The organism is Lactobacillus sp. (genome assembly GCF_051873315.1).
GTDB lineage: Bacteria > Bacillota > Bacilli > Lactobacillales > Lactobacillaceae > Lactobacillus.
On sequence record NZ_JBJEES010000024.1, the window covers coordinates 1 to 13,254 of the forward strand.

Below are 13,254 nucleotides of genomic sequence, written 5' to 3' on the forward strand. Positions count from 1 at the left end.
AAAGAGGCCTGCCTTGACTTACGCCAGAATTGCAAAAAGCAGCCGTTACCTGCCCGAATTCACGGTCAGCAACGACGACCTAAGCCAGATCATGGAAACCAGCGATGACTGGATCAAGAGCCGGACTGGGATTTCCAGCCGCCGGATCAGCCAAGGGGAAAATACCTCTGACCTGGCCATCCAGGTGGCTAAGCAGCTCTTGGTCGGCGAAGACCCGGCAGAAGTTGACCTGATCATCGTCGCGACCATGTCCCCCGATGCCTACACCCCGGCCACCGCGGCCCTGGTTCAAGCAGCGGTTGGGGCAGAAAACGCGGCCTGCTTTGACCTGTCGGCTGCCTGTTCAGGCTTTGTCTATGCTTTGGACGTGGCTGAAAAAATGCTGACGCGGCCTGGCGGGATGGCCCTGGTGATCGGGGCGGAAACCCTGTCCAAGCTGGTTGACTGGCAGGACCGGACAACGGCTGTCCTTTTCGGAGATGGGGCCGGCGGGGTCCTGGTCAAAAAGGACGCTCTTGAGCCGCGCTTTTTGGCTAGCCAATTGAGAAGTTACGGCCACTTGGCCAAGTACCTGTCAGCTGGCCAGACCAGTTTGCAGCCCTTCCCTGGTCCGGTAACGAGCCTGGCTCCCTTCAAGATGGAGGGGCGGGAGGTTTACAAGTTCGCCACCCACAAGGTGCCGGAAGTAATCAACGCTTGTTTAGCAGAAGCTGGCGTGGATTTAGCAGAAGTTGACCTTTTCCTCTTGCACCAGGCCAATTACCGGATCATCAAGCAGGTGGCCAAAAGGCTGGGCTTGCCGGAGGAAAAATTCCCCTGCAACATTGCCGAATACGGCAATACCTCAGCAGCCAGTGAAGCCATTCTCTTGGCTGAGCTGCTTGCAGAAGGGAAGGCGAAGGCGGGCGACCTGGTTGTCTTGGCTGGTTTTGGCGGGGGCTTAACCGCCGCCGCCCAGCTGGTCAAACTATAAGAGCATTTGTTTATTCACTTGTTTGAGATTAGTTGATTTAAATTTTAAGTTTTATTTTTTAAAAAAGGAGCAGACACATGTCAGAAGCAGAAATTTTTGAAAAGGTAAAGAAGATCGCCGTTGAAGAACTGGACGTTGAAGCAGACCAAGTAACCATGGAAGCCAACATCAAGGATGACCTGGAAGCTGACAGCCTGGACTTGTTCGAAATCGTCAACGAACTGGAAGACGAATACGACATCGAACTGGATGCTGATGAAAATACCAAGACGGTTGCTGACGTGGTGGCTTTGGTGCAAAAGCAGCTGGCAGAAAAGGACTAACGGGAACAGACCATGAAATTCGGAATTCTCTTTGCTGGCCAAGGGGCCCAGCAGGCCGGGATGGGCCTGGACTTTCTGAGCGACCCCCTGTTTAAAGAAACGATTGACCAGGCCAGTCAGGCATGCGGCTTGGACTTGCCGGAAATCTGGAAAAATGACCGCGGCCAGCTGGATGAAACCAGATATGTGCAGCCGGCTTTAGTCGCCTTTGAATACGGGATCTGGCGCATGCTTACCCGGGACTTGGACCTGCCTATTTGCGGCCTGGCCGGCCTCTCCTTAGGCGAATACGGGGCGCTCTTAGCCAGCGGCTTTTTAAGCTGGCCGGCAGGACTGGCCCTGGTCGCTGACCGGGGCGAATACATGCAGCTTGATTCAGAAAAGACGGCCAGCGGGATGCTGGCTTTGACCAAGCCAGATATTCCAGGCCTGGAAGACTTTTTGCAGAAAAAGCAAGCTGCCGGCCAAGCTGTTTACCTGGCCAACTACAATTCACCCAAGCAGGTCGTTGTTGCCGGAGAAAAGCAGCTTCTGCCAGAGCTTGGGGCAGAAATCGCTGACCTTAAGCTGGCCAAAAGAGCAATTCCCTTGGATGTTGCCGGAGCTTTCCACACTCCGCTTTACCAGGCAGCCAGCCGAAAAATGGGCCAGCGGCTGGAGGGTGAGACTTTCAATGCTGGTACTTACCCAGTCATCAGCAATACCACTAGCCAGCCTTTTGTCAAAGAAGACTTGGCCAAAATCCTGGAAGTTCAGTTGATGGCGCCAACTCATTTTGCCGCCTGCGTCAAAGGTTTGCTGGACTTAGGCATGACGGCCAGCCTGGAAATCGGGCCAGGCCATGCCCTGTCAGCTTTTGCCAAGCAGGCGGACAAGGGCCTGAAGACCTGGCAGATCGGGAGTCTGGATGAATACCAGCAGTTTGTAGAGGAGGGGCAGAATGGATTTACAAAATAAACGGGTCCTGGTGACTGGGTCAACGCAAGGGATCGGGGCAGCTGTTGCTTTAGCTTTTGCTAAAAAGGGCTGCCAGCTTTTCTTAAACGGCCGGCGGCCGGAATTGCCGGAGGAAATTGCTGACCAGCTGGAAAAAATCGGGGCAGACTACCAGTACTTTTCTGCTGACGTCAGCGACGAAGGCGCGGTCAAGCAGCTTTTTAAAGAAATCGGCGACATCGATATCGTGGTTAACAACGCCGGCATCACCCGCGACCAGATTATGATCGGGATGAAGCTGGTCGACTTTGACCAGGTGCTCAAGGTCAACTTGCGGTCAACTTTTATGGTGACCCAGAAGGCCTTGAAGAAAATGCTGAAAAAGCGGTCCGGAGCCATTATCAATATGGCCAGCATCGTTGGCCTGCACGGCAATGCCGGCCAGGCAAATTACGCGGCGTCTAAAGCCGGCGTGATTGCCTTGACCCAAACCGCGGCAAAAGAAGCTGCCGGGCGGGGCGTCCGCGTGAACGCGATCGCGCCGGGGATGATTGCCAGCCAGATGACTGCTGTCTTGCCAGATGAGGTCAAAGAGCAGGCGCTTAGCCAGATCCCTTTGGCCCGCTTCGGCAAGGCGGAAGAAGTTGCCCAGGCGGCAGTCTTTTTGGCGGAAAACGACTATGTTACCGGCCAGACCCTGGTCGTTGACGGGGGAATGACCATTTAAGGAGAAGATATGCGAGTAGTAGTTACAGGCATGGGGGCAGTCAGCCCGAACGGCAATGGCTGCCAGGCTTTTGTTGAAAATACTTTAAATGGCGTGGTCGGCATCAAGCCGATCAAGAAGTTTGATGCCAGTGAGACCGGCATCAGCGTGGCCGGGGAAATCGATGATTTTGACGTCAGCCAGGTCGTCGGCAAGAAAAACGGCAAGCGGATGGACCTGTATTCCCAATACGCCATCCAGGCCTGCCAGGAAGCCTACGATATGGCTGGCCTCACTCCGGAAGCAGTGAAGGCGGAAGAGATGGGCGTGATTTTTGGCTCAGGGATCGGGGGCCTGACCACGATTGAAGAACAGGTCATCAAGATGCATGACAAGGGGCCAAAGCGGATTTCACCTTTCTTCATCCCGATGGCTATCGCCAACATGGCAGCCGGCAACATTTCCATCCGCTTCAATGCCAAAAATATCTCGACTTCCATCGTCACGGCTTGCGCCAGCGGGACCAACTCCATCGGGGAAGCCTACCGGCAGATCAAGGAAGGCCGGGCTGAGGTCATGATTACCGGGGCCAGCGAAGCCAGCGTCAATGAAACGGCGATCTCCGGCTTTGCGGCTTTAACCGCCCTGTCAACCAGCACTGATCCCTTAGAGGCATCTTTGCCTTTTGACCAAAACCGGCACGGCTTTGTCTTAGGCGAAGGGGCCGGGGCCTTGATCCTGGAAAGCCTGGACCATGCCCAAAAGCGGGGCGCCAAGATTTTGGCTGAAGTAGTCGGCTACGGGGCGACCAGCGATGCCTACCACATCACCAGTCCTGATCCAAATGGCGAGGGAGCGGCCAGAGCCATGCGGCTGGCAGTTGAAGAAGCTGGCATCAAGCCGGACCAAGTCGGCTACATCAATGCCCACGGGACGGCGACTAAGGCCAACGACAGCGGGGAAGCCAAGGCGATTCATGAAGTTTTTGGCGACCAGGTCCTGGTTTCCTCAACCAAGGGGATGACCGGCCACCTCTTAGGGGCCGCGGGAGCAGTTGAAGCCGTCATCACCTGCGCCAGCCTGCAAAAAGGAATTTTGCCGGCTAATGTCGGCTGCTTTGACCAGGACCCGGAATGCCCGGTCAAGCTGGTTAAAGCGGGCGAGCAGGAACAAGACGTTGAGTTTGCCTTGAGCAATTCCTTTGGCTTTGGCGGCCACAATGCCGTATTAGCTTTTAGAAAGTGGGCTTGATTTTGGAAATAACAGATGTTGAAAGACTGCTGGACAAGTTTGAAAAGTCCAGCATCCGGGAAATGAAGCTGAGCTTGGATAATGCGGAACTTTTTCTGAGCAAAAATGAGTACACGCAAAAGACAGAAGCAGAAACGGTTTTGCCAGCCAAAAAAGCTGAAAGTCCTGCTCCTGCGCCAGCCAAAAAAGCTGAAGCGGCAGAAATTGTTCAAAGAGAAATAGCTGAATCTGGCCATGCCATCAAGTCGCCCCTAGTCGGGACGATTTACCTGCAGCCTGCCCCGGACAAGCCAGCTTTTGTCAAAGCGGGCGACCAGGTCAAGGCCGGCCAAACTGTCTGCATCGTGGAAGCCATGAAAATGATGACGGAAATCAAGAGCGATGTTTCCGGCACTGTCAAGGAAGTCTGCGTGGAAAATGAAGATTTGGTCGAATGCGAGCAAACGCTCTTTTTGATTGAGGAGGCCTAGCATGACAGTTTTGGATTCCAGCCAAATTCAAGAGATCATCCCCCACCGCTATCCCATGCTCTTGATCGACAAGGTCATTGATCTGGTCCCTGGCGAAAGGGCGGTGGCCATCCGCAACGTGACAATTAATGAGGCGGTTTTCCAGGGACATTTCCCGGGAAATCCTGTCCTGCCCGGGGTCTTGCTCGTGGAATCCCTGGCCCAAACCGGGGCGGTGGCGCTCTTGAGCGATGACCGCTTCAAGGGGCAGACCGCATATTTTGGCGGCATCAAAAATGCCAAGTTCCGCCAGATGGTCAAGCCGGGCGACCAGGTCAAGCTGGAAGTGACTTTGGAAAAGGTCAAGGGCCATATCGGCCTGGGGCAGGGCATTGCCTGGGTCGATGGGAAAAAGGCCTGCACGGCGGAATTGACCTTCATGATTTCAGGTGAGAAAAATGTTTGACAAAGTTTTGGTCGCCAACCGGGGCGAAGCCGCGGTCCGCATCATCCGGACCCTTAAGGAAATGGGCATCAAGTCCGTCGCTATCTATTCAGTAGCTGACCGAGACAGCCTCCACGTCCAGCTGGCTGATGAAGCAGTCTGCGTGGGCGGAAGCCGCCCCAGCGACTCCTACTTGAACATCAAAAACATCATTTCCGCGGCCACCGGGACCGGGGCCCAGGCCATCCACCCGGGCTATTGCTTTTTGTCAGAGAGCGCGGAATTTGCCAGCCTCTGCGCGGCCTGCGGCTTGACTTTTATCGGGCCAAAGGCGGAAACCATCGACCAGATGGGCAACAAGGAACATGCCCGCCAGCTGATGATCAAGCACAAGGTGCCGGTTACCCCAGGCAGCCGGGACTTTATCAAGTCGCCAGAAGAAGGCAAAAAGGTTGCTGAAGAAGTCGGTTATCCGGTCTTGCTGAAGGCCGCAGCCGGCGGAGGCGGCAAGGGGATCCGGCAGGTCAAGGAGCCTGGTGAAATGGCTGATGCTTTTGACCTGGCTCAAAACGAAGCTCGGCTGGATTTTGGCAATGACCAGATGTATCTGGAAAAGGTCTTGACCAAGGTCAAGCACATCGAGGTCCAGGTTATCCGGGACAGGTTTGGCAACTGCGTTTACTTCCCGGAAAGAGACTGCAGCCTGCAGCGGCGCAAGCAAAAGGTGATTGAGGAGAGCCCTTGTGAGCTGATCAGTAAAGCTGAGCGGGAAAAGCTGGGGCAGATCGCTGTCCGGGCTGCTGAAGCAGCTGATTATTTGAATACGGGGACGATTGAATTTTTGATGGACCAGGACCATAATTTCTACTTTATGGAAATGAACACCCGCCTGCAGGTTGAACACACAGTGACGGAAATGGTTACCGGGGTTGACCTGGTCAAGGCCCAGATCCTGGTCGCGGCTGGGGAAGAATTGCCTTTTAAGCAGGAAGACTTGAGCTTTGAGGGCCACGCTATCGAATGCCGGATCAACGCTGAAGATTCCAGCAGGGATTTCATGCCGTCAACCGGCCAGGTGGACTACCTCTTTTTGCCGGTCGGCAACCCAGGCATGCGGATCGATTCCGCTCTTTACCAGGGCATGGTGGTTTCGCCATTTTACGATTCCATGCTGGCTAAAATTATTGCCTTAGGCAGCAGCCGGCAAGAAGCCGTTGCCCGGATGCGGCGGCTTTTAAAGGAGCTGGTGATCCGGGGGGTCAAGACCAACCAGGACTTTCACCTGGCCATTCTGGACGATCCTGAATTTAAGCAGGGGACTTTTACCAATACTTATTTGGAGAGGGAATTTTTGCCCCGCTGGAAGGAACAGGTAGACAAGCATGAGGCTGTTTAAAAAAAGAAACACGATCTCTGAGCGGCACGTCAAGGCCAATAAAAGGGCGGAAGACTTAGTGCCGAGTGGTTTGATGCAGCGGTGCCCAAATTGCGGACTGGAATTTTTCGCCAGCCGCCTGGACAAGTACAAGACCTGCCCGGACTGCGACTACGGCTTCCGCTTGACCGCTAAAGAGCGTCTGGCCTGGCTCTGCGAGGAAAGTGAAGAGTGGTTTGGGGACATTAAGCCCAGCGACCCCCTGCATTTTCCAAGTTATGAGGCAAAAGTTGCCAGCGGAAAGAAAAAGACCGGCTTAAATGAAGCGGTTTGGACCGGTTTAGCTAGCATTGGCGGACAAAAGACAGCCCTGGCCATCATGGATCCCTTTTTTATCATGGGCTCTTTGGGCCAGATGACCGGGGAAAAACTGACCCGGCTCATTGAAGCAGCTACCGAGAAAAAGCTGCCGGTAGTAGTCTTCACGGCCAGTGGCGGGGCCCGGATGCAAGAAGGGATCTACTCTTTGATGCAGATGGCTAAAGTGGTTAACGCCGTTAACCGGCATAAGGCAGCGGGCCTTTTATACCTGGTCGTTTTGACAGATCCGACTACCGGCGGGGTGACGGCCAGCTTTGCCAGTGAAGGCGACATTACTTTGGCTGAAGCCCACGCCATGGTGGCCTTTGCCGGCCGCCGGGTGATTGAGCAGACCATTCATGAGAAGCTGCCAAAAGATGCCCAGCGGGCAGAAACTGTTTTAAAGCACGGCTTTATCGACCGGATCGTTTTGCGGCAGGAAGAAAAAGAGACCCTGGCCTGGCTGTTAAAGTACGGAGGGATGCAGGATGACTGATGCAATGGAAACGGTCCGGGCAGCCCGGGCCAGCGACAAATTGTCGGCCCACTATCTGCGAAGTCACTTGTTCAGCGACTTTATTGAGCTGCACGGTGACCGGCAGGGGGCAGATGACCCGGCTATCGTGGGCGGGATCGGCCTTTTTGCCGGTCAGCCGGTGACGGTGATCACAACCAGCCGGGGGCATAAGCTGGAAGAACGCCTGGCCAAGCACTTTGGCCAGCCGGAACCAGCCGGCTACCGGAAAGCTGCCCGCTTGGTCAAAGACGCGGCCCGCTTTAAGCGGCCGGTGCTCTTTTTTATCGATACCGCCGGGGCTTTTCCCGGCAAAGAAGCTGAATATGCCGGCCAAGGGCAGGCGATTGCCCAGTGTCTGACAGATATTGGTCAGGCCGAAACGCCGATCATCAGCGTGATTTTCGGTGAAGGCGGGTCTGGCGGGGCTTTGGCCTTGGCCTGCGGGGATGAGGTCTGGATGCTGGAAAAGTCCATGTATTCGGTCCTGTCTCCTGAAGGCTTTGCCTCCATCCTGTGGAAGGACGCGGGCCGGGCGGCTGAAGCAGCTGAGCTCTTGGGCCTAACGCCGAAATCCCTCTTAAAGGGGCAGGTGATCGAAGGCGTGATCAAGCAAGAGGGCAGCAAGGATGCCCAATGCCGGGAAATTGCCCGGGTCTTAGAAGAAGAATTAGCAAAATTGCAAAAGCTGCCGGTCAGCAGTTTGCTCAACCGGCGCTATGAACGTTTCAGAAAGTTTTAGGTGAAGAAGATGGCAGGAATTTTAGCTGGAAAAAAGTTTTTGGTAATGGGCGTGGCCAACAAGCGGTCCATTGCCTGGGGCTGCGCTGAGCAGATCAAGGCCCAGGGCGGGGAAGTGGTCTATAGCTACCAAAATGACCGCCTGGAAAAGAGCCTGCTCAAGCTGGGGATAGCGGCAGACAAATTGGTTGAATGCGATGTGGCCAGCGATGAGAGCATTGACGCGGCTTTTGACCAAGTGAAAGAAAAGTTTGGCCAGATCGACGGCTTGGTCCACGCGGTGGCTTTTGCCCCGAAAAACGAACTGGAAGGGTCCATCCTTAATTCCAGCCGGGAGGGCTACCTGACTGCTCAAAACATTTCCAGCTATTCCTTGATTGCCGTGGCCAAGGCCGCCCAGGAAAAGGAACTTTTGGCCCCTAAAGCTTCAATCGTTACCTTGACCTTTATCGGATCGGAAAGAGCCATTACCAACTACAATACGATGGGGATTGCCAAGGCGGCTTTGGAAAGTTCCGTCCGCTACCTGGCCCGGGACCTGGGCAAGACTGGCAGCCGGGTCAACGCGATTTCTGCTGGGGCCATGAAGACTTTGGCCGTAACGGGGATTGGCGGGCACAAGGAACTCTTGGAACAGTCCCGGTCCTTGACGGTTGACGGGGTCAATGTGAGCCTGGAAGAACTGGGCAACTGCTGTGCCTTCTTGCTCAGCGACCTGTCCAGCGGCCTGACTGGCGACATCATCTATGTTGACAAGGGCGTTCACCTGTCCTAGGAGGCAGTGATGGAGATATACAGCTATCCAGTCTTGCCTTCTACGCAGGATTTAGCCAAGGAGCTGCTCAAAAAGAAAAAGCCGCCTTTTGCCGTTAGTGCAATTGAACAGACGAAAGGCTATGGCAAACAGGGGCGAGTCTTTTATTCGCCTAAAAATGGCCTTTATCTGTCAGTTTGTCTGGAAAAGCAAGAGAATCCCTTGCTGACCCTGGCGGTGGGGACGGCAGCAGCCGATTTTTTACGGGCCAGGTATGGACTGGAAATCGGCCTTAAGTGGCCCAATGATCTCTATTTCCAGGAGAAAAAAGTTGGCGGCATTCTGACTGAGCAGGTGGCAGGCGGGATAGTAGTCGGTCTGGGCCTTAACTTGGGCTCGGAACTTCCGGCCAATCTGCCCCAGGCCGGCCGCCTCTTGGCCGCGGGGGATTTTGATCCGCTTTTGGCAGATGATTTGGCCTGTGTCATTTGCCGGGCAGGCCGCCGGCAGGATTTTCTGCCTCGCTACCGGGAATTGAGCATCTTGCCTGGCCGGGTGGTTACTTTGAAAATCGCTGGGCGGACCATCTCCGGCATTTGCGCCGGCTTTGACGACCAGGGCCGGCTCTTGCTGGAAAAAAGCGGAAAGGTCAGTGCCTGGTCCAGCGGGGAAGTAATTAAGACAAGTTTTTTGTAAAAAGCCCTTCCCTTTTCCGAAAACTTTTGCTATTATAAATATTGTCATCGGAAAGCCCACTTGGCGGAATTGGCAGACGCGCAGCGTTCAGGTCGCTGTTCTGGCAACAGAGTGAAGGTTCGACTCCTTTAGTGGGCATGACTTAAGCAAGCAGGAATGCTTGCTTTTTTGTTTTCTGTTTTCCTTTTCAATTTGTACTTTATCTTTTATTCCTTACTTCTACTCCATACTTTCTATCTCTATTTTATTTTTTAGGTCCAAAAAGAGCTCCCGGTATTCGGGAGCTCTTTTGCTTTAGTTAAAGTTCTGGGCTTTTTTGGCGACCAGCTTGTTTTTCTGGAAGGTAACGTAGAAGTTGGCTTGCCCGTCGCTCTTGAGGCCACTGGTGTAGAGCCAGAGGACCACGTCAGAATTGGAATAGTCAGATTCTGAGTAGCCGTTAGGCTTGCCGACAATGGCTTCGACTTCTTCTTGGGTCATCCCCTTCTTGAGAGACTTGTAGTCTTTTGGCGTAATCTTTTTGGACCGGTTGACTACAAGGCCGGAAATCTGCTTGGCGATCGCCACCCCGTTGGCGAATTCAACGGCCAGGTTGGAGCCGGCGCTGCCGTTTTGGACCCCTTCCCAAGTGTAAATGGTGGCCTTCAGCTTGCTGGTGTTGGCCTTGCTCTTGGCGTCAGCTTCCCGGCCCAGGAGGTCAGTTACCTGGCTGGGGGTGGACCCGGTCTTTTCAACCACCTTGATCTTCTTGTAATTAGTGAGATTGATCTTGTTGCTGGTCTGCTTGACTACATTGGAACTGGAAATTGAGCTCGCTGCCTTCTTGGCGCTTTCGCTGTCAGTCGTGGTCTTTTTGCTGGAGCAGGCAGTTAGAGCCAGGGCAGCAAAGGCAATCAAGAGAACTTTCTTTTTCATGACACCCTCCGTCTTTTCGTTCTTGGATTTTCATCCCTTTTATTTTAGACAGTAAAGGCTCCCTTGTCCACGCCGGCAAATAATTCTTAAACAGATTAAATAGGACTTTTGATAACCCAAAAGAAATAAATCTATTTTAAACAAAAATGATATTACCCTTGTTAGCGCTGTATACATAATACAATATGGATTAGAATAATATATAGAAGTGCGATTAACTAATAAGAATGACTGAAGCGATTGCAATTTTTTCAAAAAATAAAATGGGGGATTGAAAAATGCGCAAGGAAGCAAGGAAAAAGACCAAGAGAAAGCTGGACAAGACCGGCTGGGGAATCGTAACCATCGTTATTGCTATAGCAGTGGTCTTAGCCGGCTGGCTGACCTACCGGGCCGTGCAAGTAGCCCGCCTCAGTCGGCAGGTGGACGTGAAAGTTGACGGCACAAAAGAGCTGAAGAGCGGGAAGGCTTCAGCCAAGCTGCTGGCAAAATATGAGGCGGCTCAGCCCGCTGACCTTCTTACCAGCCAAACTGCCGCGAAGAAGCGGTCCGCTGTTTTGGTCTTTGCCGGTTTAACCGACAGCCAGGAAACAAATGAAAAAATTCTGGATTACCTCAAAAAAGCTGGTGTTTCGGCCGCTTTTGCCCTGCCAGCCGCCCGGGCCCGGGAAAACGACGTGATGATCAAAGACCTGGTAAAAAGCCGCCAGCAGCTGATCGGCAGTGGCATTATGGGAACAGAAGGCAGCCAGGCAGCCGAAGTCTTGCTGCCCAAACTGCAACTGGCCAAAAAGAGTCTGGAAGCTGAAAGCAGGCAAGAGATCAAGCTGCTCTATTTGCCTGGCAAAGCTGACTACTTGGCCAAGGCGGCTGCTACTTGCGGCTACGAGGCCCTGGTTTGCCCGGAAAATTCTGACTTGCTTGACCGGCAGACTTTTACCAAGGAAAGTCAAGTCAAGAACTATGTCCAGCAATTGTCCGGCCAGCGGATCATCGTGGTCAACCTGGCCGGCTTAAAGGGGCCTGTCCACCAGGAGCCAGCTGTCAAGGTCGCTAAACCGGCCCTGGACAAGCAGGCCCAGCTGGCTGACCAGCAGAAGAAAAGCAAGAAGGAGCTGGAAATCGACCAGGTCGTCCGCCTGCTTTTGCAAGACTTAAAAGAAGAAAAAATTCCCTGCCAGCCTTTAAGCAGCCTCAAGCCGGTTAAGTCCTCCAGCTATATCAAGGCCCAGCTGGCTGACGATGACCAGCAAGCCACGCTTTACCGCTATTCTTTGACCAATAAGAAAAAAGTGGCCTTAGTGATTGGGCCGCTGCATCAGGAGAGCAGCTACCGGAAGTTTAAAAAAGTATTGGTTAAAGCAGGAATCCCGGCAACTTTTTTAAGCGATGAAAAAACGCAAGATGCATTGATTAAGCAGATCAAGGAAGCCGGCTATGACCTGCAGCTGGCCAGCCAGACTGCTTTAACAAATAATTGGACGGCTTATCAGACTTTGAAAAATGGGCAAGAGCGACTCGCGAAAACTTCCAAGCCAGCAGCTTATGTTTTGAAAAAGAGCGACGAAAGCAGCGCCGTCAGACGGGCCTGCTGGCAGACCGACCTCACTCCGGTTGCTCAAAATTCAGCTAAAGAGCTGAAACCCGGCCGCTATATCTTTTTCAAGGCAGGGGAAGCAGGCAAAATGGCAGCTTTTGCCAAGCAGGGCAAGAAGGCTGGCTACTCTTTCACGACCCTGGCCAGCTTAGTCAAAAATCCTGCTATCAAGGCCCTCAGCCAGCAGGAAATAGCTAAAATGCGCAAGGAGAACCAAGGGCAAAAAGATCAGCCGCTTACGCAAGTGCTGACGACTGAGCCGGCCCTGTCTTTGCTTTTGACCAATCTCAGCCACTCAGCGGTTGATCAGGAAGTGGGGCAAATCGTCAAGGACCGGGGCGGGTCAGCGACTTTCGCGGCTTCTTTTGGTGAGCTCCAAGATGAAAGCTTGACTATTGAGCAGCTTTTAAAAGAGGGGCATGAATTGGCCCTGGTTTACCAGGAGAGCAAGGCTTTTCCAGCTACTTTCAAGGGAGCCAGCCAGTACTTGCACAATTGCCTCGAATATTGCCAATGGCGCTTTAATTACCAGCCAAAATTAGTGGTCGTTTCCGGCAAAAAGTCCAAGGCCGGAGTCTTAGAAGCTATCAAGGCCGCAAAGCTGACGGCCATTGCCCCCAAGCAGGCCTTGATCAAGGCTAAGAGTCAGGACAGCACTTTTTCCAGCCTGGCTAAAAACCGGCAGGAAGTTGCCAAGCTCCGTTTTAACCGGGGGGCAATTGAAGGAATCAACCTGGGCTATTATGAGGCGGACCAGGTCCGGCAAAAGGGTGAGAAAACCGTCATGGGGCAGATGGTGCAAGACCTGCTTAAAGACAAGTTGGATGCCATTGCCTATCATCCCCGGGGCAAAAAGATAGAAGCTGCCAGCCGCTACAAATTGAAAACGGTCAGCCAGCTTAAGGCTTCTAAAGCCTGCTACAGCTTTAACGACAAAAAGAGCCAGCTGGTAGAGGCAGACAAGCGGAACTTGACCAAGCTCAAGCCTTATTGGCGGGAGTTTGCTTATCTGGAGCAGCACTATGTTGGCAGCAATTTTGTCACCTCCCCGGTCAAGATGCCGGGCTTTGACTACTGGGAAACTAACCGCCTGGATCAAGTTGGCCGTTTGACAAACGACCGCGTTCTCTTTTTGACTTTTGACGACTGGGGCAGCGACGAATCCATCAATAAGATCCTGTATGTTTTGAAAAAGCATCATGTCAAGGCAACCTTCTTC

Annotated in this window: 14 protein-coding genes and 1 tRNA gene; 14 read left to right on the plus strand and 1 reads right to left on the minus strand. The window is 53.3% G+C overall.

The window, feature by feature from the left end; all coding sequences use genetic code 11:
- The first annotated feature begins 13 nt into the window (after window positions 1-13).
- The 13 genes from ACI32D_RS01030 to ACI32D_RS01090 all read left to right on the plus strand — a co-directional run bounded on the left by ACI32D_RS01030 (window position 14) and on the right by ACI32D_RS01090 (window position 9,661).
- A complete protein-coding gene (locus ACI32D_RS01030; RefSeq protein ID WP_439774826.1) occupies window positions 14-973 on the plus strand; it encodes a beta-ketoacyl-ACP synthase III in 960 nt (319 codons plus the stop codon).
- A gap of 77 nt (window positions 974-1,050) precedes the next feature.
- Complete coding sequence (locus tag ACI32D_RS01035; RefSeq protein ID WP_439774813.1) at window positions 1,051-1,296, plus strand: acyl carrier protein; 246 nt, start codon at window positions 1,051-1,053, stop codon at window positions 1,294-1,296.
- A 12-nt stretch (window positions 1,297-1,308) separates the two neighbouring features.
- A complete protein-coding gene (locus ACI32D_RS01040) occupies window positions 1,309-2,253 on the plus strand; it encodes an ACP S-malonyltransferase (protein ID WP_439774814.1) in 945 nt (314 codons plus the stop codon).
- Window positions 2,237-2,959 (plus strand): 3-oxoacyl-ACP reductase family protein, encoded by a 723-nt coding sequence (locus ACI32D_RS01045; RefSeq protein ID WP_439774815.1) that lies wholly within the window; start codon window positions 2,237-2,239, stop codon window positions 2,957-2,959. The genes ACI32D_RS01040 and ACI32D_RS01045 overlap by 17 nt, the downstream gene beginning before the upstream one ends.
- Window positions 2,960-2,968: 9 nt before the next feature.
- Window positions 2,969-4,189 (plus strand): beta-ketoacyl-ACP synthase II, encoded by a 1,221-nt coding sequence (gene fabF / locus ACI32D_RS01050; protein ID WP_439774816.1) that lies wholly within the window; start codon window positions 2,969-2,971, stop codon window positions 4,187-4,189.
- Between the two features lie 2 nt (window positions 4,190-4,191).
- Window positions 4,192-4,659 (plus strand): acetyl-CoA carboxylase biotin carboxyl carrier protein, encoded by a 468-nt coding sequence (accB, locus tag ACI32D_RS01055; protein WP_439774817.1) that lies wholly within the window; start codon window positions 4,192-4,194, stop codon window positions 4,657-4,659.
- A 1-nt stretch (window position 4,660) separates the two neighbouring features.
- Entirely contained in the window at window positions 4,661-5,104 is a 444-nt protein-coding gene (gene fabZ / locus ACI32D_RS01060; protein ID WP_439774818.1) for a 3-hydroxyacyl-ACP dehydratase FabZ, read from the plus strand.
- On the plus strand, window positions 5,097-6,479 hold the full coding sequence (gene accC / locus ACI32D_RS01065) for an acetyl-CoA carboxylase biotin carboxylase subunit (protein WP_439774819.1): 1,383 nt from the start codon (window positions 5,097-5,099) through the stop codon (window positions 6,477-6,479). Before fabZ ends, accC begins: the two co-directional genes overlap by 8 nt.
- Window positions 6,466-7,314, plus strand: a complete 849-nt coding sequence (locus ACI32D_RS01070) for an acetyl-CoA carboxylase carboxyltransferase subunit beta (RefSeq protein ID WP_439774820.1) — start codon at window positions 6,466-6,468, stop codon at window positions 7,312-7,314. The genes accC and ACI32D_RS01070 overlap by 14 nt, the downstream gene beginning before the upstream one ends.
- Window positions 7,307-8,074, plus strand: a complete 768-nt coding sequence (gene accA / locus ACI32D_RS01075; protein ID WP_439774821.1) for a carboxyltransferase subunit alpha — start codon at window positions 7,307-7,309, stop codon at window positions 8,072-8,074. Before ACI32D_RS01070 ends, accA begins: the two co-directional genes overlap by 8 nt.
- 9 nt (window positions 8,075-8,083) lie before the next feature.
- Window positions 8,084-8,848 carry an enoyl-ACP reductase FabI gene (fabI, locus tag ACI32D_RS01080; RefSeq protein WP_439774822.1) on the plus strand — a complete coding sequence of 255 codons (765 nt, stop codon included), beginning with the start codon at window positions 8,084-8,086 and terminating at the stop codon, window positions 8,846-8,848.
- A 9-nt stretch (window positions 8,849-8,857) separates the two neighbouring features.
- Window positions 8,858-9,523 (plus strand): biotin--[acetyl-CoA-carboxylase] ligase, encoded by a 666-nt coding sequence (locus ACI32D_RS01085; protein WP_439774823.1) that lies wholly within the window; start codon window positions 8,858-8,860, stop codon window positions 9,521-9,523.
- A 54-nt stretch (window positions 9,524-9,577) separates the two neighbouring features.
- Window positions 9,578-9,661, plus strand: a tRNA-Leu gene (locus ACI32D_RS01090).
- A gap of 156 nt (window positions 9,662-9,817) precedes the next feature.
- Here the strand turns inward: ACI32D_RS01090 and ACI32D_RS01095 are convergent.
- The gene (locus ACI32D_RS01095) at window positions 9,818-10,438 is read right to left on the minus strand and encodes a DUF3862 domain-containing protein (protein WP_439774824.1); all 621 of its coding nucleotides are present in this window, start codon (window positions 10,436-10,438) and stop codon (window positions 9,818-9,820) included.
- Between the two features lie 278 nt (window positions 10,439-10,716).
- Here ACI32D_RS01095 and ACI32D_RS01100 point away from each other — a divergent pair.
- A partial coding sequence (locus tag ACI32D_RS01100) for a polysaccharide deacetylase family protein (RefSeq protein ID WP_439774825.1) occupies window positions 10,717-13,254 on the plus strand: 2,538 nt, incomplete at its 3' end.